This is a genomic window from Cypionkella sp., assembly GCF_030652235.1.
Taxonomy (GTDB): domain Bacteria; phylum Pseudomonadota; class Alphaproteobacteria; order Rhodobacterales; family Rhodobacteraceae; genus Cypionkella.
The window spans coordinates 15,362-35,547 of sequence record NZ_JAUSBA010000046.1 but is presented as its reverse complement, the minus strand read 5'-3'; the positions used below and the strand labels follow the sequence as shown (position 1 = coordinate 35,547).

Annotated in this window: 21 protein-coding genes and 1 pseudogene; 5 read left to right on the top strand and 17 right to left on the bottom strand. The window is 61.3% G+C overall.

Translation table 11 applies throughout. The features are described from left to right. Positions 1-45: 45 nt before the first annotated feature. Positions 46-375, top strand: a complete 330-nt coding sequence (locus Q7V03_RS16580) for a hypothetical protein (RefSeq protein ID WP_304926704.1) — start codon at positions 46-48, stop codon at positions 373-375. 227 nt (positions 376-602) lie between these two features. After that, positions 603-1,376: a nitrilase-related carbon-nitrogen hydrolase gene (locus tag Q7V03_RS16575; protein WP_304926703.1), complete on the top strand. Its 774-nt coding sequence runs from the start codon at positions 603-605 to the stop codon at positions 1,374-1,376. A 142-nt stretch (positions 1,377-1,518) separates the two neighbouring features. Here the strand turns inward: Q7V03_RS16575 and galE are convergent, their stop codons facing one another. From galE to Q7V03_RS16530, 9 genes are all read right to left on the bottom strand, one after another. Continuing rightward, positions 1,519-2,505, bottom strand: coding sequence for a UDP-glucose 4-epimerase GalE (gene galE / locus Q7V03_RS16570; RefSeq protein WP_304926736.1), 987 nt, complete (start codon positions 2,503-2,505; stop codon positions 1,519-1,521). A gap of 100 nt (positions 2,506-2,605) precedes the next feature. Then, the gene (locus Q7V03_RS16565; RefSeq protein WP_304926702.1) at positions 2,606-3,523 is read right to left on the bottom strand and encodes a hypothetical protein; all 918 of its coding nucleotides are present in this window, start codon (positions 3,521-3,523) and stop codon (positions 2,606-2,608) included. A 74-nt stretch (positions 3,524-3,597) separates the two neighbouring features. Continuing rightward, positions 3,598-4,902 carry a UDP-glucose/GDP-mannose dehydrogenase family protein gene (locus Q7V03_RS16560; RefSeq protein ID WP_304926701.1) on the bottom strand — a complete coding sequence of 435 codons (1,305 nt, stop codon included), beginning with the start codon at positions 4,900-4,902 and terminating at the stop codon, positions 3,598-3,600. Positions 4,903-5,058: 156 nt separating this feature from the next. Continuing rightward, the gene (locus Q7V03_RS16555) at positions 5,059-5,925 is read right to left on the bottom strand and encodes a glycine-rich domain-containing protein (RefSeq protein ID WP_304926700.1); all 867 of its coding nucleotides are present in this window, start codon (positions 5,923-5,925) and stop codon (positions 5,059-5,061) included. Further along, positions 5,925-6,338 carry a hypothetical protein gene (locus tag Q7V03_RS16550; RefSeq protein ID WP_304926699.1) on the bottom strand — a complete coding sequence of 138 codons (414 nt, stop codon included), beginning with the start codon at positions 6,336-6,338 and terminating at the stop codon, positions 5,925-5,927. Before Q7V03_RS16550 ends, Q7V03_RS16555 begins: the two co-directional genes overlap by 1 nt. 10 nt (positions 6,339-6,348) lie before the next feature. Beyond that, complete coding sequence (locus Q7V03_RS16545) at positions 6,349-7,959, bottom strand: DUF2793 domain-containing protein (RefSeq protein WP_304926698.1); 1,611 nt, start codon at positions 7,957-7,959, stop codon at positions 6,349-6,351. A gap of 78 nt (positions 7,960-8,037) precedes the next feature. After that, positions 8,038-8,919 carry a DMT family transporter gene (locus tag Q7V03_RS16540; RefSeq protein ID WP_370651152.1) on the bottom strand — a complete coding sequence of 294 codons (882 nt, stop codon included), beginning with the start codon at positions 8,917-8,919 and terminating at the stop codon, positions 8,038-8,040. An 18-nt stretch (positions 8,920-8,937) separates the two neighbouring features. Beyond that, entirely contained in the window at positions 8,938-9,543 is a 606-nt protein-coding gene (locus Q7V03_RS16535) for a LysE/ArgO family amino acid transporter (RefSeq protein ID WP_304926696.1), read from the bottom strand. Next, complete coding sequence (locus Q7V03_RS16530; RefSeq protein WP_304926695.1) at positions 9,536-9,919, bottom strand: ACT domain-containing protein; 384 nt, start codon at positions 9,917-9,919, stop codon at positions 9,536-9,538. The genes Q7V03_RS16535 and Q7V03_RS16530 overlap by 8 nt, the downstream gene beginning before the upstream one ends. 84 nt (positions 9,920-10,003) lie before the next feature. Here Q7V03_RS16530 and Q7V03_RS16525 point away from each other — a divergent pair, with 84 nt between their 5' ends. Further along, positions 10,004-10,159, top strand: a complete 156-nt coding sequence (locus Q7V03_RS16525; RefSeq protein WP_370651153.1) for a LysR family transcriptional regulator — start codon at positions 10,004-10,006, stop codon at positions 10,157-10,159. Positions 10,160-10,188: 29 nt separating this feature from the next. Here the strand turns inward: Q7V03_RS16525 and Q7V03_RS16520 are convergent. The 4 genes and pseudogenes from Q7V03_RS16520 to Q7V03_RS16505 all read right to left on the bottom strand — a co-directional run bounded on the left by Q7V03_RS16520 (position 10,189) and on the right by Q7V03_RS16505 (position 13,729). Beyond that, positions 10,189-11,008 (bottom strand): annotated as a pseudogene (locus Q7V03_RS16520) (IS5 family transposase). A gap of 145 nt (positions 11,009-11,153) precedes the next feature. After that, entirely contained in the window at positions 11,154-11,897 is a 744-nt protein-coding gene (locus tag Q7V03_RS16515) for a YebC/PmpR family DNA-binding transcriptional regulator (protein WP_304926694.1), read from the bottom strand. Between the two features lie 84 nt (positions 11,898-11,981). Then, entirely contained in the window at positions 11,982-12,911 is a 930-nt protein-coding gene (locus tag Q7V03_RS16510; RefSeq protein WP_304926693.1) for a DMT family transporter, read from the bottom strand. 5 nt (positions 12,912-12,916) lie between these two features. Beyond that, complete coding sequence (locus Q7V03_RS16505) at positions 12,917-13,729, bottom strand: TIGR00282 family metallophosphoesterase (protein WP_304926692.1); 813 nt, start codon at positions 13,727-13,729, stop codon at positions 12,917-12,919. 153 nt (positions 13,730-13,882) lie between these two features. On the opposite strand from Q7V03_RS16505, the gene Q7V03_RS16500 reads away from it, so the two are divergent. Together Q7V03_RS16500 and pdeM are read left to right on the top strand one after the other, a co-directional pair. Then, the gene (locus tag Q7V03_RS16500; protein ID WP_304926691.1) at positions 13,883-16,273 is read left to right on the top strand and encodes a ligase-associated DNA damage response DEXH box helicase; all 2,391 of its coding nucleotides are present in this window, start codon (positions 13,883-13,885) and stop codon (positions 16,271-16,273) included. 101 nt (positions 16,274-16,374) lie between these two features. Continuing rightward, the gene (pdeM, locus tag Q7V03_RS16495) at positions 16,375-17,016 is read left to right on the top strand and encodes a ligase-associated DNA damage response endonuclease PdeM (protein ID WP_304926690.1); all 642 of its coding nucleotides are present in this window, start codon (positions 16,375-16,377) and stop codon (positions 17,014-17,016) included. Between the two features lie 106 nt (positions 17,017-17,122). Here the strand turns inward: pdeM and Q7V03_RS16490 are convergent, their stop codons facing one another. The 4 genes from Q7V03_RS16490 to Q7V03_RS16475 all read right to left on the bottom strand — a co-directional run bounded on the left by Q7V03_RS16490 (position 17,123) and on the right by Q7V03_RS16475 (position 20,114). After that, positions 17,123-17,848 carry a LytTR family DNA-binding domain-containing protein gene (locus Q7V03_RS16490; RefSeq protein ID WP_304926735.1) on the bottom strand — a complete coding sequence of 242 codons (726 nt, stop codon included), beginning with the start codon at positions 17,846-17,848 and terminating at the stop codon, positions 17,123-17,125. Between the two features lie 172 nt (positions 17,849-18,020). Then, positions 18,021-18,911: a bifunctional methylenetetrahydrofolate dehydrogenase/methenyltetrahydrofolate cyclohydrolase FolD gene (gene folD / locus Q7V03_RS16485; protein ID WP_304926689.1), complete on the bottom strand. Its 891-nt coding sequence runs from the start codon at positions 18,909-18,911 to the stop codon at positions 18,021-18,023. 12 nt (positions 18,912-18,923) lie between these two features. Beyond that, positions 18,924-19,802: a bifunctional 5,10-methylenetetrahydrofolate dehydrogenase/5,10-methenyltetrahydrofolate cyclohydrolase gene (locus Q7V03_RS16480; protein ID WP_304926688.1), complete on the bottom strand. Its 879-nt coding sequence runs from the start codon at positions 19,800-19,802 to the stop codon at positions 18,924-18,926. Between the two features lie 9 nt (positions 19,803-19,811). Continuing rightward, the gene (locus Q7V03_RS16475; RefSeq protein ID WP_304926687.1) at positions 19,812-20,114 is read right to left on the bottom strand and encodes a chorismate mutase; all 303 of its coding nucleotides are present in this window, start codon (positions 20,112-20,114) and stop codon (positions 19,812-19,814) included. Between the last annotated feature and the right edge of the window lie 72 nt (positions 20,115-20,186).

The following is a 20,186-nucleotide window of genomic DNA, read 5'->3' as shown; positions in this document are numbered from 1 at the left end:
GCTGCCAAGCGCGCGGGACCGGCCTCTCATCCGTGGACAAAGACGATGCCGCCCTCGATGCCGTGCAGCAGACGCCTAGATCTGATCCGGCTGCCCGGGCCGCTGTTCAGCCAAAGCTTCGATGTTCTGGCCGGCTTTAACCCGGCAGCGGCGGCGCTGCTGAACGCGCAGAATTGCTGCGGCAATCTGCATCAGATGGCGGCGCTGGCAACAACGCTGGCCGCGCGTTGTCCGCCGCAGGTGGGGGCGATCACGCGGGGCAAGGCCGATCTGTTGCCGGATCTGCCGGGATCACAGCACGACCGGGCCTGCGCTGCCGCGGCATCTGCTGGTCGCCGCGAACAGCTGTTCGGTGCCATCACAGCAATTGTTTGACGCGATCAGGATGCGGTCAAACCCCAATATCAGACGATGCGCCACCTCTTGCGGCAGGAACCGGCCTTCATCTTTGACGCGGGAAATCAGGCTATGGCCGGGAGGCAAGCAGAACCGCTTGGTTTGGGGAAAGCTGAGGAAAGCCCGCGATAAAGTCAATGCCGGTGGGGGTGACAGCGCGCCGTCGCCGCGCCATGATGCGGCCAAACCAAAGCAGGAGTCCTCCGATGCCCGATCTTCGTCTTGCGCTGATGCAAGCCCCCTCGCCCGCCGGAGATTGCGCGGCAGCCTTCTTGGCGGTGAAGCGTGGTTTGCGTGCCGCGGGGGCTGCCGGGGCCGATATGCTGGTGGTGCCGGAAAGTTTTGCGCCGGGCTATAACAGCGATGCGATTGCTGCGCTGGCACTGCTGCGTGGCGGGGCGTGGCAGGATGGTCTGGCCGATGCCTGTCGCGGCGCGGGCTGTGGGCTGGTGTTCGGCTATGCCGAGCGGGACGGTGATGCCGTTTACAACGCGGCTTTGGCCTTGGGGCCGGATGGCCGCGCGTTGGCACATTACCGCAAAATCCAACTGTATGGCGCGCGTGAGGCATCGATTTACCAAGCGGGCGATGCCTATGTCACCTTCGATCTGGCCGGGCACAAAGCCGCACTTCTGATTTGCTATGATGTTGAATTTGCCCCCCATATCGCGGCTTTGGCGGCGGTGGGCGTCACGGTTCTGCTGGTGCCAACCGCCAATATGCTGCCCTATACCCATGTGATGCGCGCCACTGTGCCCGCGATGGCGGCCAATCATGGCATGACGATTGTTTATGCCAATTACTGCGGGATCGAGGGCGATCTGACCTATGCAGGCGGCTCTTTGATCGTGGGCGCGGATGGCGAGGTGTTGGCGCAAGCCGGGATGGGTCCTGCATTGCTGATAGCAGATGTGCCGCGGGTGGCGGCTGCGCGGCTGTCAAGCCAAGCGCGCGATTATCGGGCGATCGGGCAAGGCTAAAGTTAGAAAGCGTTAACTATGATATTTGCCTCATGTCGCGCAATACCACAACATATTGTGGAAAATGGCGTTGAAACTGTACGAATACACAAGTCACTCCCAGCTGGGAAGACGAACTGACGCGATGCTCTGAAAGCCACTTTTAGCGCAGAAACCCAGGTTTCTGGCTCCAGCCCAGCGCATCGCGGATCATCTCTGGCAGGGTAGAGCGAACAGGCTGCCACCCCAGTTCAGCGCGGGCGCGGTCAGAGCCTGACACCAGCGACGCCGCATCGCCCGCCCGGCGCGGGCCTTGCAGGATCGGCACATCGCGGTTGGTCACAGCGCGACTGGCATCCACCACCTGCCGCACCGAAAAGCCATGCCCGGTGCCAAGGTTGAAGGCGCGGTTGCCGCGCCCTTCCAGCAGCCAGTTCACCCCCTTCACATGCGCATCGGCCAGATCCATCACATGCACATAGTCGCGCACACAGGTGCCGTCGGGCGTCGGGTAATCCTGCCCAAATACCGTCAGCGCCGGGCGACGGCCTTCGATCGCATCCAGCATCAGCGGAATCAGATGGGTTTCCGGGCGGTGCTGTTCGCCAACTTCCGCCTCGGGGTCGGCACCTGCGACGTTGAAATAGCGGAAGATCACATGGTTCAGCCCGTAGGCCGCACCAAAATTCTTCAGAATTTCCTCGATGGCCTTTTTCGACGCGCCATAGGCATTGATCGGATGCTGCGGCGTATCTTCATCCAGCAACACGCCGTCTTGGTCACCATAAGTCGCACAGGTCGAGGAGAACACGAAATTCATACAGCCCGCCGCCACCGCTGCCTCGACCAGATTGAGCGAGCCGTTGACGTTGGTGCGCCAATAACGCCCCGGATCGGTCATCGACTCGCCCACCAAGGACAAAGCTGCAAAATGCATCACCGCCACCGGGCGATAGCGCAGGAAAGCCGCGTCGATCTGGGCCCGGTCCAACAAATCACCCTGCACAAAGGGCCCGAATTTCACCGCCTCCGCCCAGCCGGTCGACAGGTTGTCAAACGCCACCGGCACAAAGCCCGCTTGTGCGAGAACCTTACAGGCATGCGCGCCAATATAGCCCGCCCCACCCGTCACCAACACATGCCTTTGCATCATCCGCTTTCGCCCGTCCCCGCAGCCAATGCCGCGACTAAATGCGGGTTTTAGCGCCAAGGTCCAGCGCAATCGCCGAGACTACGGGCAAATTTGCCCATCACGCCGCCGCTGTTTCCACCGGATCGACGGCGAGGTTGCTCAACTGCGCCAGCAGCGCCTCGGCCATGGCCGCAGGCACACAGGCGAGGGCATCGGCGATAAAGATGGTGTGAAAATCTAGCCGCTTCAGATGGACAAAACGGTGATAATGGATCAGCCGGGCCTTCTTGGCGCGGCTCAGCTTCAAGCGGTCCGCGATCGAGAAGTTCCACAGCTCATGCAGCACCTGATAGGAAAAGCCGAAGCGCTTCATGGTCAGCGGCAGCGTGATCTGATCCAGCCAAGGTCGCTTACGCTTGATCGGGCAGCCATGGTCAAAGTCGATGGCGGTTTGCAACCAGTCTTGCGCAAAATTCGTGGTCGCACCGGGGCGGGGCAGGTCGCCAAAGCCAATAAAGCCGGCGTTGAAATAGGGCAGATAGTCAAGCTGCCGCCCCCGCGTCAATTGCACCCGATCTTCCGGCAACGGCAGGCCAAAGAAATCATAGGCACGCTGCCATTTATCGGGTTTTTTGCCCCAAGTCGGCAGGCCCTCGGGTACCAGTGCCACCACATCGGGACCCACCAGATCAAGCCCGGTCAGCCCGCCAAGGCAAACCGTATCGGTGTCAATAAACAGGCTGCGGGTTGAGCCGCGCGGGGCTGCGCAGGCAAGGATCTTATTGCCATGCGGATAGGGCTTGGCCCAAATCCCGTCAGCCGAGGGCAAGGGCTGCACCTGCACGCCGCAATGTGCATAAAGCGCCCGCGTCACCTCTGTCAGACTGCCCGCCGAGCGGGGCGAGACATACGCGATCAGATCAACCGTGCTGCGGTCGGGGTGATGCTTGGCCAAAGACGCGGCCAGCAGCAAAGATTGTGCCTCAAGCCCCGTGCCGTCCACCACGAAAAGGATCGACTCTTTGGCGTCCAACATCTGCACCACCTCACTCACACCAAAGCTTTGCCAGAGCCTGACGCCCGAGCAAAGCTTAAATCATAGCCCTTGGTTCAGCGCCCCACCGCGACATAGGTTTCAAACCCGGCCTCGGTAGCTTCTTCCAGCGAGTAGATGTTGCGCAGATCGGCCATCCGCGGCGTGACCATCTTCTTCGCCAGCTTCGCAAGATCCAAGGCGCGGAACTCATTCCACTCGGTCAGCAGCACCACCAGATCAGCGCCATGCGCCGCCTGATACGGGCTTTCGACCCATTTCACCCCCGGCAACAGCGCCTCACCCTCGCGCTGGCCTTGGGGGTCAACCACACGCACCTTGGCCCCACCGCCCACCAAAGCGGGCACGATGGTCAGGCTGGGCGCGTCGCGCATGTCATCGGTGTTGGGCTTGAAGGTGACGCCCAGCACCGCGATGGTCTTGCCGTTCAGGCTGCCGTCACACAGATCGACAAGCTTGTCGATCATCCGGCGTTTGATTTCATTGTTGACCTTGATCACCGTCTCGGTGATCTGCATCGGCACGGCATGATCCTGACCAATACGGGCCAAAGCCATAGTATCTTTCGGAAAACACGACCCACCATAGCCCGGGCCCGCGTGCAGGAACTTGTTGCCGATGCGGCCATCCATCCCCATGCCTTTCGACACATCCTTGATATCCGCGCCGACCTTCTCGCACAAAGCCGCGATTTCGTTGATGAAGGTGATCTTGGTGGCCAGAAACGCATTGGCCGCGTATTTGATCATCTCGGCGGATTCCAGCCCCGTGTACACCACCGGAAATTCGCGCAAAAACAGCGGGCGGTAAATATCCGCCATCACTTTGCGCGCCCGCTTGGATTCGACCCCCACCACGACCCGATCAGGCCGCATGAAATCGTCAATCGCAGCGCCTTCGCGCAGGAATTCCGGGTTTGAGGCCACGTCGAACTTGGCATCCGGGTTGGCCGCAGCCACCGCCTCGGCCACCTTCCGGTTGGTCCCCACAGGCACCGTCGATTTGGTGACGATCACCGCGTAACCGGTCAACGCGCGGCCAATTTCTTCCGCTGCGGTCATCACATAGGTCAGATCCGCATGGCCGTCACCGCGCCGTGTGGGCGTACCCACCGCGATAAACACCGCCTCCGCGCCCGCCACCGCCTCGGCCAGATCCAGCGTGAACGACAACCGCCCGGCGGCGACGTTCTTGGCCATCAACACCTCAAGCCCCGGCTCAAAAATCGGCACTTCACCCGCACGCAACCGCTCGATCTTGCCGGGGTCTTTGTCGACGCAAATCACCTCATGCCCGAAATCCGAGAAACACACGCCCGAAACCAAGCCGACATAGCCGGTTCCGATCATCGCAATCTTCATGCCAAACGCTCCTGGCTGTTCCAGTCTTGTCTTAGGCAGAGCGGGGCACTGTGTCAAATACGCGAACAATCAAAGCGTGGAAAACCAAGCGAAAAATCGCGAGCCATGCAAAAGGCCGGAAGGTTTGCCCCCCCGACCCGATAACTGCGCCGCAGCTTAGGAAATGCAGGTGATCAGCACAAAGCCGTCGCCGCCGCGCCCACCCTGACCTGCGGTAACGCCAGCCCCGCCGCCGCCGCCGCCCGAGCCGCGCGCGCCCGCGCCACCCGTCCCGCCCGCAGCAGTGTTCGAGGCCCCACCGCCCGAACCACCCGAGAAGGTTGGCGGCAGCCACAGCTCATAGCCCGCCGCACCGTTGTTGCTGCCCGCCGCACCGCCTGCAAGCGTCGGGCACAGCCCAGCCCCATTCAACGCGCCGCCCGCGAAATCAGCCGAGGTTGCCCCCGCGCCCCCCGCGCCGCCTGTGATGAAAACATTGACGCCGCCAAACGCCACCGCTGTGCCGGTGCCACCCGCCACAGCCCCACCCGCACCACCCGCTTGGCCCGCGATGCTGACAAAGCTGCCCAGCGCCGAATAGGCCCCGCCGGTGGTGATGGTCCCCGCAGCCCCCGCAGCGCCCACCGCAGCACCAGTCCCTGTGCCGCCCGCACTGCCACCATTGGCGCTGACCAAGTTGCTCGCCACCGTCGCCACCGGGGTGACACCGACACTCGAAGCCCCACCCGCCACCCCACTCGCACCACCCGCGCCCGCCGAGACGAACAGCGTCCCCGGCAGCAAAGCCGCCGCCACCACGATACGCGACACCGCCCCACCCCCACCACCGCCGCCGCCGCCGCGCGCCGCAGCCGCTGCCGCCGCAAAACCAGCGCCGCCACCGCCACCGCCACCGACCAGCAATATCTCCAGCAGCACAGCGCCCAGCGGCACCGTATAGCTGTGCCACTGGCCCGCAGCACCCGCAGGATCAAACCGCCTTGTCTGTCCTGCTTCTCGCGGCAGGAAATACGGAAAACTCATCAGTAATCCCCCCCAAAGCCCACCACCGCATAGCCGCCCGCCACTGCCGTTCCCAACGTGACCTGCACGCGGTAGCCGGGCGGCACCGGGATGTTCAGCGGCAACTCGTTGCCCGACAAAGCCGCCACTTCGGAAAGCGTGGTCGCAGGCAGCGACAACTCGGCAATCAGCACATTATTGCCGGCGGTGGCATTGGTCACGCCGTTGTTCAAAAACACCCGCAGCACCGAGGCCACATTGGTGCCTTTCGGGCGCACCCCCAATTTTTGCAGATAAGATCCATTCGTCGCATCCGCCGTGAACACCGTATCCACGGTGCCAGTGCCATCCTTGGCGGTATTGGCGGCGGTAATGCCGCCCGCCCATTCCACACGGGCCACTCTTGAGAAAATCGGGGAAGTATTGCCGGGCATTGCCGCTCTCCTAGTTAATAAATGCTTGTTGGTTCAGCGCGACCTGCACGCCGTATTTTGCTGGAGCCGCCAGCGCCCAGACCGTGCCGCCACCCGAGACGATGACATCCCCCTTGGCACCGTCACTGATCCCGGCGCTGATCGCTTGGCTGACCCCCGCACTGCGCACCTTGACCTGCCCCGAGGTGGTATTCAGCCAGACCATGCCATTCACCGGGCTGGCAGGGTCCGCCGCCTGACCACCCAAATTCAGCACCTGCGGCAGCGTGGCCTGCCCCGTCGCCCGCCCCACCGTCATCGCAGTGTAAAATGTCGATCCGTCCGGGCTGACCTTGATCGCGAAATCATCCGAGCCGGTGGTGCCCATCTCGGCCCGCCCAGAAAACCCGGTCTGAAACGTCAGGCTGGCGGTATCTGCGGCCCCAGCCTTGTTCAGCTTAACCTGATGCCCGGCCCCGGCATGGTTCAACAGCGTCGCGGCTGCATTGACAGACAGGCGGTTGGTCGCGTCGGGGGTAGCGCCGCCCAGACCCAGCTTATCGGCCGTGACCGCCGCCGCAGGGGCCGCAATGCTGGTGACGCTGGCCGCAAAGCTGACGCTGGGCGAGTTGATCACCGTTGTGCCCAGCGCCCCCGCCACGCTCGATCCGATATTGACCACTGTGGTCGAACCACTCACCCCGCCGGTGCCCAGACTGATCGTCGAGGTGTTGCCCGATGCCGTCGCTCCACCACCGACGCTATAGGTGCTGTTCGCGGTTGAGGTGCCAAGACTCGCCGTGGCTCCGCTCACCGTCAACCCACCCGAAAACGTCTTCGCCCCGGTGAAGGTCTGCGTCACCGCAAGCCCCGCCAATTCTGTGTTGGCGTTCGGCAAGGTATAACTGCGCGTCGTGGCCGTCGTCACAGATGCCAGCGAAAAAGTCGCCCGCTTGGTCGGATCAGCCGGATCGCGCAAGGTGAACCCGCTCGCCAGCACTCCCTGCGGCAGCGCCACATAGCCCGTGCCTGCCGCCACCGTCACGGCATCCAGAAAACTGGCCCCATCCGATGAGACTTTCAGGCTGAAATCATCCGAGCCTTGCGTGCCCAGCAAAGCCCGGCTGGAATATCCGGTTTGAAACGCCACGCTGGCGCTGTCCGTTGCACTGGCCTTGTTCAGCTTCATCAGATGCCCAGCGCCCGCATGATCGAACAGCGATGCAGGTGAGGACACCGCCAGCCGATTGCTCGCATCCGGCGTCGCTGACACACCAAGCTGTCCCACCGAAAGCGGTCCGTCGGTCAAAGCCAGCCAAGCCGTACCGTTGAAAATCGCCATCGCCGCTTCGGCGACAACATAGGCCTGCCAGCCCGCCAGTGGCGTGAAAAACTGCCACACCCCGGTCTCGAACAGTGCAATCTTCCCCGCCTGCCCCGCCCAAGCCCCGCTCGCCTCCGCAGGCACGATATAGCGGTCACCCAGCACTGGGCTGACGGGCGGCACGCTCAAAGCCCGCGCCTTAACCGAAAGCTGCACCATCAAATCGAGCAGCCGCACGGCTTCGTTATGCGTCACATGTTTTTGCGCTTGCGCGGGTTGGATCATGGGCAGCGACAGGATTGTCGATGTGTCGGGCATATAAACCTCCGCAAAACGCTCTTGGAGGCAGAAGCTATGAAAAACCCCTTAATACCGCCGCACCAGAGCGCGCGGTGGTCAGTCGCCCTGTAAGGCGGAGGCGTCTACCGCATCCCGCCACGTCACAAAAGTAATCGCCCCGATGATCATCGCCCCGCCGAGCAGCACGAAAACATCCACCGCCTCATCGAACACAATCGCGCCCAATGCCGTGGCCCAGACCAGCGACAGAAAGGTCACCGGCTGCGTCACGGTAAAGGGTGCGGCCCGGAACGCCCGTGTCATGCAGTAATGCCCCGAGGTGGCACAGCCCGCGACAATCGCAAGCCAGCCCAGTTGCGCCCAACTGACCGGAACCCACACCCACCACGCCAAGGGGGCCAGCCCAATCGTCACCGTCACAGACATCATCGCCACAATCACCGAAGCACTGGCCAGCGCCGTTAACCTTTTGGCAAACAAATAACTTGCACAGAAGAACACCGAAGCCCCGATCTGACTCAGATGCCCGATATTCAGCGCCTGCACCCCCGGCCGCAGCACTATTAGCGCTCCCGCCAAAGCCACCGCCACCGCAATGATCCGCCGGGTAGAGAACTTCTCATGCAAAATCACCGCCCCGGCGATCAGCATCAAAACCGGATTAAGATAGCCAATCGCCGTGGCATGGGCGACGGGAATCCGCGCCATCGCATAGAACCAGAACAGCACCGCAATGGTGTGCATCACCCCGCGCCACGCAAACAGCCGCAGCACCTGGCCGCTCATCCCCCGCGCCAGTCCCGGCAGCACCGGAGCCAACAGCAGCACCCCGAAGGCAAAGCGCAAAAAAGCCGACTGCGCGGCAGGCAAATCCGTGCCGAGATAGCGCACGATGCCGTTGACCCCCACAAAGGAAAGCCCCGATAGCACCATCCACATCATCCCCTCGCGGGGTCGTCCCAGATCGGTCATTTTCATCTGCCGACAGAACCAAGCCTAACCGCCAAAGGCAAGCCCAAGCGCGATGGCCCACATCGTGGCACCAACGATAATCTCCAACACCACCCAAGCCTTGGGATTGGCAAACACTGGGGCCAGCAACCGTGCCCCATAGCCCAAAGCCGTGAAGAAACTAAAACTGCCGCAAGCCGCCGCCACCCCAAACGCCAAGCGATGCCCCGGATACTGCGCCGAGATCGAACCCAGCAACACCACAGTATCCAGATAAACATGCGGATTGGCCCAAGTCAGCACCAACACCGTCGTCAGCACTTTTGACACGCTGGTTGCTGCGCCATCACCCGGTTTCAGCGCCTCGCCCCCCGCCAAGGCCGCCTTGAACCGCAAGCCGCCATACACCAGCAGGAAAACCACCCCACCCCAGCGCATCGCCTCGCCAATCCACGGCACCGAGGCCGAAACCACGCCAAACCCCGTCACCCCCAGCGCGATCAAAATCGCATCAGAAATAGCGCAAGCCAGCACCACCACGCCAACATGCTCGCGCCGCAAACCTTGCCGCAACACGAATGCATTCTGCGCCCCAATCGCCAAAATCAGGCTGAGTGACACCAAATAGCCCTGAACCGCCGCTTCAAGCATCGCTCAGCCCCCGCAGCGCCGCCATTGCATCCAAACGCCGCTCCCAAGGCACAAACACATGATCATGGTAAAACCCCGCCACCACATTGGCGCTGATCCCTGTCGCCGCCAAAGCCTGCGCAATCGCCGCCGTCAACCCCACCGCCGCCAGATCAGAATGCACCGTCAAACTGATCCGCGCCCAAGCGGGTTCCACCACGATCCCATGCGCCTGAAGAACCTGAATCGTCGCAATTACCGTCATGCCCTCGGCCTCAGCCACTTGCGCAAACACCCCAACCACGGCCCTGTCGGTCACCGCATATCCATAAGCCGCCGCATGCAACTCCGGCTGCATCGACCGCAGCAATACCGCCAAATCCGCCTCACCCGCCATCACATCCTCCGGTTTCGACTTGACCTAGCAGCCTGTCACGACTTCACTCAAGTTAATAAGTCTCCAATCAGATAAGCCCGGCTACTGTTCGATCCCGCCAAACTCGCCGCCCTCGCCGCCGTGCATCGTCGCGGCTCGTTTGATCTTGCCGCAGCCGAATTGCATGCCACCCCCTCGACCATCTCGCAACGCCTGAAAGCGCTGGAGGAGACCGCACGCACCCTGTTGATCCGCCACTAAGTATTTATTTAATTAGGGGCTGTTGACGTTCACCGTATTTGAATGAGGGTTGCTATGAAGGCTGTGAAGCGCTGGTCTGTCTTGCAGGCGCGGATCTCTATTCCTCTGTTTTCCTTCAATTTTCCGAAGTAGTTTTCGATCAGATGTCGCCATTTGTAGGTTTCCTTGTCGAACACAGATGGGAGCTTTCGGTTCGATTTTGGTGGGATGACAGCAATGATACCGCGTTCCTTCAGGTCAGTGCGCAACCAGTCCGCATCAAAGGCCCTGTCCGTTGCCCGGCAATGGTTTGTTTTCAAACCATGAAAGGGGGCCAGCAGGTGTCAGGCTGTCAGGCCGCAGATCAGCGTGTCGGTCTCGCGTATATCGTGGGCTTGTCCCGGCATCAGGCGAAAGTCGACGAGGTTACCGAGGGCGTCCGTCAGAGCCAGTATATTCGTCGTTATGCCGCCGCGAGAGCGGCCGATGGCCTCGCAATGAGGCCCCCTTTTGCACCCTGACCCAAGCGGTGGACTTTGACGATGGTACTATCCGTTGCCCGGCAGGTGAATGGAACATTCACCGAGAGGGAACCACGGCATATTCTAGGTCGGCGTCTGCGGCTAACACTCTGAACATATTATAGAACACATCCGCGTTGACCCATCTGCGGAACCGCCTGAAGACAGAGTTCCACTTGCCAAACTCTTCCGGCAACTCTCGCCACTGCGCCCCGGTGCGCACAATGCATAAGACCGCTTCCACAAACAGCCGGGGGTCACGCCCGGTTTGTCCCGGATCGGATGACTTCCCAAGGCAATACGGCTCAACTGTTGCCCACTGGCCATCGTTCAAAACCCTTCGCATCAAGGCTGCGCTCCTCTGTTTGCAACCTTGAATCAAAAGTCAGGTGATTTGGGAATCCTGAACGTCAACAGCCCCTAGTTGATTTGGTGTTTTGGCGATCACCCGGCTCTGTTGATGGCGTAGGGTGGGGTTCCACCCCACCGCTCGCTTATTCCAGCTGTGCCGCCACTTCTTCCGACATATCGAAGTTATGGGTGACGGTTTGCACATCGTCATCCTCTTCCAGCATGTCGATAAGCCGCATCAGTTTGGTGGCAGTATCCAGATCCACCTCGGTCAGCACTTGCGCTTTCCAAATCAGCTTGGATTCCAGCGACTCGCCCAAGGCTTTCTCCAAAGCGTCGGAGACCTCGTTCAAAGCCTCAACCGAGCAATAGATCCAGTGGCCATCTTCATCGGATTCGACATCATCGGCACCCGCATCCAAAGCGGCCATCATCACATCATCGGCAGAGCCAGCCGAGGCGGGATATGAGATTTCACCCATACGGTCGAAACCATGCGAAACCGAACCGGTCTGCCCCAGATTGCCGCCGCATTTGCTGAAATAGCTGCGCACATTTGACGCGGTGCGGTTCAGGTTGTCGGTCATCGCCTCAACCATAATGGCGATGCCATTCACGCCGTAACCTTCGTAGCGGATTTCGGTGTAATCGGCACCATCGCCCATCTGGCTTTTCTTGATCGCGCGGTCGATCACGTCTTTCGGCATCGACACGGATTTTGCCGCTTTCACCGCCAGCCGCAGACGTGGGTTCATGTCGACGTCGGGCATCCCCATCTTGGCGGCAACGGTGATTTCCTTCGCCAGCTTTGAAAACATTTTTGAGCGGAGTTTATCCTGCTTGCCCTTGCGGTGCTGAATGTTCGCCCATTTTGAATGGCCTGCCATGACCCGTCTCCGATCCCTAATTCAGGTGTTGGATTGCCATACACCAGCCTGCCCTGCAGGTGCAACCCCGCCTGCAAATCAAGCCTATTCGTTCAACGGTTGCAGGGTTTGGTGCCGCAGTTTCGGCTGCACAAGGCTAAGGCCCGCCAACATCACGCAAGCCGCCGCCCAGACCCAAGGGCTAAAGCGTTCGCCCAACAGCAGCATCGCCCAGATCACGCCGGATGCAGTGACGATATAGCTGCATTGCGACGCAAACACCGCGCCGGCTTTCGCCGCCAGCCAGACGAAAGCGGAATACAGCAGCGCATGCATCGCGGAAGAAGCGATCAGCGCCCATTCGGCGCGCCCGGGCGGCAGGGGCATGGCAAAGCCATGACCAAGCGCCAGCATGATCGGCGTGCACAGGATCAATCCCACCAGTGACGCGCCAAACATCGCTTGCAGTGCATCCATCCCGGCGGTGCCAGTTTTTGCGACATAGGTGCTTTCCATCGCGTAAAACAGCGGGCCAATCATCGCAATCGGCAAAAACGCCGCCATCGCCGGATCGGGAAGACTGGCGTTGGGCAAGGCGATCAACAGCACGCCGGCAAGGCCAAGCCCCAGACCCACCAAACGGCGCGGCGAGAAATTGTCCATCCCAAGCGCCATCGCCATGGGAAACGCCAGAAGCGGCACCATCGAGATCAGAATTGACATGATCCCCGAAGGCAGACGGGCAACCGAGATGTAGAAGGTGGCATTTGGAACCAGCGTGCCAAGCACCGCGACAACGACGTAAAACTGCAAAGCCTCGGGGCGCAGCGACAGCCGCTTGCCGCGCAGCAAAGTCAGTGACCCCAGCACGAAGGTGCAAACAATAAGTTGCCAGAAGATCAACCCGAACGGCTGATGCCCCGTACTGGCCGCGATCTTGCCCAATGGCTGCGTCATACCCCAACCAAGACCAAGACAGAGCAGGATCAGCAGCAGATGCCCGCGTTTTGGTGCGGCTTGGGCATGAAGCGGCACCGCACTCACGGGTTGGATTGCTCTAAGGTGCCGCCATTGCGGATCATCTTGATTTTCAAGGCTTTGCCCGTGCGATCATCGGTTTCGACATAGGCCCCCGACAACGTGGCGGGGCCTTCGGCGGGGGTAAACCGCGCGCTCGACATGCCGGTGATGAAGCGGCGCAAAGGCTCCAGCTTTTCCATCCCGATCACCGAGTTGTAATCGCCGCACATCCCAGCATCGGTCATATAGGCCGTGCCGCCGGCCAGAATTTGCGCATCACCCGTTGGCACATGGGTATGGGTGCCGACCACCAACGACGCCTGCCCGTCGCACCAATGCCCCATCGCCATCTTCTCGGATGTGGCTTCGGCGTGGACATCCACCACCGCTGCCTGCACTGCTGCGCCAAGGCGATGGGTTTTCAGGATGGTTTCGACAGCAGAAAACGGATCGTCAAACGGGCGCTTCATGAACACCTGCCCCAGCACCTGAGTCACCAGAACCTTGCGCCCCTGCGTGGCGTCAAAGATCTTCACACCCCGCCCCGGAGCGACCTTGGAGAAGTTCAACGGCCGGATGATCCGGGGTTCGGCTTCGATGTATTGCAGCATGTCTTTTTGATCGAAGGCATGATCGCCCAAGGTCAGGCAATCCGCGCCTGCACTCAGCAACAGCCGTGCGTGTTCCGCCGTAAGACCCGCGCCCTGAGATGCGTTCTCGCCATTGACCACGACAAAATCGAGTCCCCAATCACGGCGCAAGCTTGGCAGGCGATCCACAATCGCTGCCCGCCCTGCCCGCCCCATCACATCGCCTAAAAACAGTATTTTCATGGAGATTGCTTAGGCTGTGAGGACGGCGGCAGCAAGCCCATCCGCGACATTGTGGCGGCGGTGGAAGCCTCCGGCGGGAGTATTTAGGCCAAGATGAAATTGTTAAGCAGGCAGAGGGTTTTCCTTAGCACCTGCGCGCCCTAGCTTGCGGGGATGGAATTGCCCGCCGCCCTCAGTGAATGGTTTGCCGCCCAAGGCTGGGCGCTGCATCCGCATCAGGTGGCGATGTTGAAGCGGGCGACGGATGCCTCAACCCTGCTGATCGCGCCGACGGGGGGGGGGAAGACCCTCGCGGGGTTCCTGCCAAGTTTAGCGGAACTGGCAGCGGGTTCGCATAAGGGATTGCACACGCTGTATATCTCGCCGTTGAAAGCGCTGACGGCAGATATTCGGCGGAATTTGCGCCGCCCGGTCGAGGGTGCGGGCCTGCCCATTCGCATTGAAGATCGCACCGGCGATACCACCTACACCCAGCGCCGCAGGCAGCGCGCCGATCCGCCGCATATCCTGTTGACCACGCCGGAAAGCCTTGCGCTGCTGCTTAGCTATGAGGATGCGCCACGGATTTTCGCCGGGCTGTCCCGCGTGATTGTCGATGAAATTCACGCCCTTGCCGAAAGCAAACGCGGCGATCAGCTGATGCTGCAACTGTCGCGGTTGGAGAGCTTGGCGCCGGGGTTGCGGCGGGTCGGATTGTCGGCAACGGTGGAAGACCCTCCGGCGCTGGCGGCATTCCTTGGGGCGGACACGCAGGTCATGCAGGCCGATCCCGGCCCCGACCCTGATATTTCGATGCTGATCACGCAACAGCCGCCGCCTTGGGCGGGCAATGGCGCCCATTATGCGATTCCGGCGATTCTGGAGCAGGTGAAGCGCCACAAAACCACGCTGATCTTTCACAACACCCGCGCACAAGCCGAGATTTTCTTTCATCGGTTGTGGCTGCTGAATACCGAAGATTTGCCAATTGGCATCCATCACGGCAGCCTGTCGCGGGAACAGCGCGACCGGGTGGAGCAGGCGATGGTCGACGGTCGCCTGCGGGCAATTGTCTGCACCGGCAGCCTTGATCTCGGGATAGACTGGGGCGATGTTGATCTGGTGATTCAGGTCGGCGCGCCCAAAAACGTCAAGCGTCTGGTGCAGCGCATTGGCCGGGCCAATCACCGCTATAACGCGCCCTCGAAGGCGCTGCTGGTGCCTGCCAATCGCTTTGAAGTGGTGGAATGTCAGGCGGCCCTTCAAGCGGTGAAAGCGCATCAGTTGGATGGTGATCCGCGCGGGCCGGGGCCGTTGGACGTTTTGTGCCAGCATATCCTTGCCAGCGCCTGCTCGGTCCCGTTCGACGCGGATGCGCTGTATGCAGAGGTGATCACTGCCGGGCCCTATGCGGGACTTTCGCGGGCGGAGTTCGACAGCTGTTTGGATTTTGTCGCCACGGGCGGCTACGCTTTGCGCGCTTATGACAAGTGGCAGCGGTTGATGATCCGCGATGGCAAATGGTCTTTGCGTGACCCGCGTGCCGCAGCGGTGATCCGGCAGAATCTTGGCACGATCATCGACACCGAAACCCTGAAGGTGCGGCTGAAGGGGCGGATGGGCGGCACACCTTTGGGCGAGATTGAGGAAAGTTTCGCCAGCACCCTGACCTCCGGCGACACCTTTTTGATCGGCGGCCAAGTGGTGCGCTATGATGGGTTGCGCGAGATGACGGTAGAGGTGACGCGGCAACCGGGGCGTGATCCGAAAGTGGCGGTGTTCTCGGGGACGAAATTTGCCACCTCGACGCAGCTGTCCGAGCGGATTTTGCAGATTTTCCAGCAGGGGGACTGGCCCGATCTGCCCTCCCACACCGCGCAGTGGCTGGCCTTGCAGCGCGAGGTCTCGCAGCTGCCGCAGCCGGGGCGGTTGTTGGTGGAAACCTTTGGCTATGAGGCGCGGCAGCATCTGGTTTTGTATGGCTTTGCGGGACGCAATGCGCAGCAGACCTTGGGGCTTTTGCTGACCAAACGCATGGAGGATCAGGGGCTGCATCCACTGGGCTTTGTCGCCACCGATTATGCCACGATGATCTGGGGGCTGACAGAGGTGCTTGATCCGGCGGCGTTGCTTGACCGTGCCAGCTTGCGTGCTGATCTGGAAGGTTGGCTGGGCGGCAATGCGGTGATGAAGCGCACCTTCCGCAATGTCGCGATCATCGCCGGGCTGATCGAGCGCAGCCATCAGGGCCGGCGCAAATCCGGGCGGCAGGCCACTTTTTCCAGCGATATCCTCTACGACACGTTGCGCAAATATGATGCGGGTCATCTGATGCTGGCGATCACCCGCGCTGAGGCGATGCGGGGCTTGATTGATTTCGGACGGCTGGAGGCAATGCTGGAACGGATCGGCGACCGGATTGACCATGTCCGGCTGGAGCGCCCCTCGCCGCTGGCAGCACCGCTGTTTTTAGAGATGGGCAAGGTTCCGGTTGACGGTAGGGGCCGCGAGCGATTGGCGGAAGATGCGGCGGCACAGCTGATGCGCGATGCCGGGTTGACCTGACAACGGGGGCCAGCTTGGCGGGCATAGAGCCCGCGCGCTGGCGTTGCCACGGGAGGCGGCGCGGTCTTGCCAAGCGCGGAAGCCTGCGGCAAAGCTGCCGCATGTATCGGTTTTCCCTATCTTCGGCGGATCTGCACGCCCTGCCCTCGGGCGCGTTGCATTGGCCTGCCGAACGGCTGTTGGTGGTGTCGGATCTGCATTTCGGCAAATCAGAACGCCTTGCGCGGCGCGGCGGGGCATTGCTGCCGCCGTTTGAGACTCGCGACACCTTGCAACGTTTAGACGGTGATCTGGAGGCGACGGGCGCGCGGGTGGTGATCTGTTTGGGCGACAGCTTCGATGATCTGCGCGCCGCCGAAGCAATGGACCCCGCCGATCAGCTGTGGCTGACCCGGTTGATGGCGGGGCGCGATTGGGTCTGGATTGAAGGCAACCATGACGCGGGTCCGTTTGCTTTGGGCGGCAGTCACCGGGCGGAACTGCAGATCGGGCCGCTGGCGTTTCGCCATATCGCCACGACGCACACACCCGAGATTTCAGGCCATTTTCACCCAAAGCTGCGGCTGGCGGGCCAAGTGCGGCGCTGCTTTTTGCTGGACCAACTGCGGGTGATCCTGCCCGCCTATGGCAGCTACACGGGTGGGTTGTGGAGCCATGACCCGACCCTCGCCACCCTGATGCAGCCGCAAGCCTTGGCTGTGGCGATCGGCAAAACCGCTCTGCCCCTGCCCATGCCGCGCTAAAGCGTGTCAGGTTTGGAGTGCATCAAAAAATCGCGGCCTCTCGCAGATGCTCGAACGCGTCTTTTCGATAAGCGTGTTTCTATCAAACCCGGACACGCAGCAGCCGCTACAGCAAGCCGCGCGCCGCCAGTTTTTCACGGTGGTTTTTCGACACCGGCAGACGGCTACCGCCCTTCAGCACCACGAACAGCTTGACGCCATCGCGCTCGACCCCTTGTACCGCCTCCCACGCCACCCAATGCGAGCGGTGGATTTGCGCGCCCTCCACCGGGCCAGTCTCGGCCATCGCATCGCTGAACCGCATAAGCAGGCTGGTGATGCCAGAACTGGTCTGCACGTCAACATAGTGATCGCGCACCGAAATCGACCACAGATCACAGGGGGCCGCGACATCCAGCCTTTGCAGCAGCCTGGGCAGAGTCCGGGCTTCGGGTTCTGACGCGGACGTAGCCTGCGGCGCAGGCGGCGGGTCAAAGTCTGATGCGACCATGCGGCGCAGCGACGCAAGCCCCAGTGACAGCGAAAACACCAGCAGCAGCAACTCACCGAAACGCGGATAGATGACGGTGTCGGTCGGCGGGATCTGGTGCAAAAAATGATCCAGCATCGGCGCGATGATCAGGCTGGCAAGGCCCGCGTTCAACGCCGAAACCCAGCGAAACCGCCACCGCGGCAGCGTGCTGAACACCAGTGCGCGGATCGCCATGCCTAACAGCATAAACGCCAGCAGCAGGGGGGCTACAGCCAGCAAACGCTGGCCAAAACTATGGCTGGCGTAGGTGCCAAACGGCCCGGTCATCGCGACAAACAGCATCAGGCCTGCCCAAAACATAAGGGACACGCCTGAGCTTATTTCTTGCTTAAATCTGTGGGCGAAGGCCGACATGTGCCTCTGGCGCGTTACTGGTTACTGCGACAATACTTAGCGACTGGTTTAAGGTCTTGCAATCATTTCAATTATTCAAATGGATAACTGCTGCGTTTTAAAAACGCTCTGATGGGCCTCAGGCGGTCAACCCCTCGGGTTCGGGCAGGCCATTGGCGCGGCAACATGCCGTAAGGGCATTTGCCAGCAGGCAAGCGATGGTCATCGGGCCAACGCCGCCCGGAACCGGGGTGATCGCGCCCGCCACTTTGGCGGCTGATTCGTAGTGCACATCGCCGACCAGCTTGTTTTTGCCATCGCGCTCAATGCGATTGATGCCAACGTCGATCACCGTGGCACCGGGCTTGACGTAATCTCCGGTGATCATTTCCGCGCGGCCCACGGCGGCCACCAGAATATCCGCACCCCGGCAAACGGCGGCGAGATCCTTGGTGCGGCTGTGGGCAATCGTCACGGTGCAGCTATCGCCCAGCAGCAGTTGCGCCATCGGTTTGCCGACGATGTTCGAGCGGCCCACCACCACTGCGTTCAGACCCGCCAAGCTGCCGTGATGGTCGCGCAGCATCATCAGGCAACCAAGCGGCGTGCAGGGCACCATGCTTTTCTGACCAGTGCCCAGAAGGCCGACGTTGGAAATATGAAAGCCATCGACATCCTTGGCCGGGTCAATCGTGTTGATGATCAGTTCGGAATTCAGATGAGCCGGCAGCGGCAACTGCACAAGAATGGCATGAACTTTCGGATCAGCGTTCAGGCTGTTGACCAGCGCCAGCAGATCGGCTTCCGAAGTGTCGGCGGGCAGGCGATGTTCGAAAGATGCCATGCCGACTTCAATGGTCGAAGCGTGCTTGTTGCGCACATAAACCTGCGATGCCGGATCTTCGCCGACCAGAACCACCGCAAGGCCCGGCTGGATGCCATGGCTTTCAAGCAATTTGGCGACATGCGCCTGCACCTGCGCGCGGACTTTGGCAGCGAAGGCTTTGCCGTCGATCACTGTAGCGGTCATCTTGTGTCTCCCTTAACTCGCGGCCGCGAAGGCGCTGCGATAATGGTCCATTTGCATCCGGGTCGCCAGAACGGCGTTTTTCATCAATGTGGCGACGGTCACCGGGCCAACACCGCCGGGAACCGGGGTGATCCAGCCCGCGACCTTCGAGCAGCTTTCAAAATCAGCGTCACCGACGGTTTTGCCATCGACGCGGTTGATGCCAATGTCGATCAAAGCCGAGCCGGGTTTCAGCATCGCTCCGGTGACAAGGCCCGGCTTGCCAACCGCGACAAACACCGCATCGGCGGCGCGGCTGTGCACGGCGACTTGACGGGTCATGTGGTGGCAGACGGTCACAGTCGCCCCCAGCCCCATCATCAGGAAAGCGATTGGTTTGCCGACGATTTCACTGTGACCAATGACGCAGACATCCAAGCCTTCCAGCGTCAGCGGCAGGGTTTTCAGGATTTCGACGGCAGCGACTGCCGTGCACGGGCCAAGCGCCAAGTCATTGTAGACGATATTGCCGATCGAGGCCGGGTGCATCCCCTCCACATCCTTCAACGGATGCACCGCTTTTTGCAGCGCCTTCACCGGGATATGCGCGGGCAGGGGCCGCTGGATGATGATGCCATTGACGCGGGGATCAGCGTTCAACCCCGCCAACACACCGGTAAGCTGTTCCAGCGAAATGCTTTCCGGATAATTTCGCGCCTCAAAACCGACGCCCGCATCCTGCGCTTGGCGTTTCTGGTTGCGAACATACAACTCCGCCGCCGCCACATCCCCCACGGAAATCGACACCAGCTTTGGCGTCCAGCCCGCATCCGTCAAAGCCTGCGCTTCCAGCAAAGTCTCGCCCCGCATCCGCGCCGCGATGGCTTTTCCGTCAATCAGCGTCGCCGTCATACCGCCCTCTCAGGGGCTAACCGGCCCCAGAACCTGTTCCTCTCGGGCAATCGACCATTCGATCAGCCGCCGCCAAAGGTCTTCTGTCAGCGCTGGGTCCAAGCCTTCGACCAAGGCCCGCGCCCGCACCCTTTCAACCACCTGCTCGACCCGATCTTCAATCCGGGCAGGCAGCAATTCGATCTGTTTCAAGGCGATGGCACGGTCAATGTAAGCCGCCCGCGCCGCCAGTTTTGCCACGATTTCCGCGTCCAGAAGATCAATCTGCACCCGAAGGTCTTGCATCGAATGGCAATCAGCGGGGGCCTTCATCGCGCTCTCCTTTGGGCTGGCATCGAGTTAATTCCGATGCCGCCCAAAGGCAAGGTGACGAATGGCCCCAGC

Bases quoted from the DNA above. Each gene is read 5' to 3' on its own strand.
- Q7V03_RS16580 (WP_304926704.1), top strand. From the start codon at position 46: ATGCCGCCCTCGATGCCGTGCAGCAGACGCCTAGATCTGATCCGGCTG.
- Q7V03_RS16575 (WP_304926703.1), top strand. From the start codon at position 603: ATGCCCGATCTTCGTCTTGCGCTGATGCAAGCCCCCTCGCCCGCCGGA.
- galE (WP_304926736.1), bottom strand. From the start codon at position 2,505: ATGCAAAGGCATGTGTTGGTGACGGGTGGGGCGGGCTATATTGGCGCG.
- Q7V03_RS16565 (WP_304926702.1), bottom strand. From the start codon at position 3,523: ATGTTGGACGCCAAAGAGTCGATCCTTTTCGTGGTGGACGGCACGGGG.
- Q7V03_RS16560 (WP_304926701.1), bottom strand. From the start codon at position 4,902: ATGAAGATTGCGATGATCGGAACCGGCTATGTCGGCTTGGTTTCGGGC.
- Q7V03_RS16555 (WP_304926700.1), bottom strand. From the start codon at position 5,925: ATGAGTTTTCCGTATTTCCTGCCGCGAGAAGCAGGACAGACAAGGCGG.
- Q7V03_RS16550 (WP_304926699.1), bottom strand. From the start codon at position 6,338: ATGCCCGGCAATACTTCCCCGATTTTCTCAAGAGTGGCCCGTGTGGAA.
- Q7V03_RS16545 (WP_304926698.1), bottom strand. From the start codon at position 7,959: ATGCCCGACACATCGACAATCCTGTCGCTGCCCATGATCCAACCCGCG.
- Q7V03_RS16540 (WP_370651152.1), bottom strand. From the start codon at position 8,919: ATGAAAATGACCGATCTGGGACGACCCCGCGAGGGGATGATGTGGATG.
- Q7V03_RS16535 (WP_304926696.1), bottom strand. From the start codon at position 9,543: ATGCTTGAAGCGGCGGTTCAGGGCTATTTGGTGTCACTCAGCCTGATT.
- Q7V03_RS16530 (WP_304926695.1), bottom strand. From the start codon at position 9,919: ATGGCGGGTGAGGCGGATTTGGCGGTATTGCTGCGGTCGATGCAGCCG.
- Q7V03_RS16515 (WP_304926694.1), bottom strand. From the start codon at position 11,897: ATGGCAGGCCATTCAAAATGGGCGAACATTCAGCACCGCAAGGGCAAG.
- Q7V03_RS16505 (WP_304926692.1), bottom strand. From the start codon at position 13,729: ATGAAAATACTGTTTTTAGGCGATGTGATGGGGCGGGCAGGGCGGGCA.
- Q7V03_RS16500 (WP_304926691.1), top strand. From the start codon at position 13,883: ATGGAATTGCCCGCCGCCCTCAGTGAATGGTTTGCCGCCCAAGGCTGG.
- pdeM (WP_304926690.1), top strand. From the start codon at position 16,375: ATGTATCGGTTTTCCCTATCTTCGGCGGATCTGCACGCCCTGCCCTCG.
- Q7V03_RS16490 (WP_304926735.1), bottom strand. From the start codon at position 17,848: ATGTTTTGGGCAGGCCTGATGCTGTTTGTCGCGATGACCGGGCCGTTT.
- folD (WP_304926689.1), bottom strand. From the start codon at position 18,911: ATGACCGCTACAGTGATCGACGGCAAAGCCTTCGCTGCCAAAGTCCGC.
- Q7V03_RS16480 (WP_304926688.1), bottom strand. From the start codon at position 19,802: ATGACGGCGACGCTGATTGACGGAAAAGCCATCGCGGCGCGGATGCGG.
- Q7V03_RS16475 (WP_304926687.1), bottom strand. From the start codon at position 20,114: ATGAAGGCCCCCGCTGATTGCCATTCGATGCAAGACCTTCGGGTGCAG.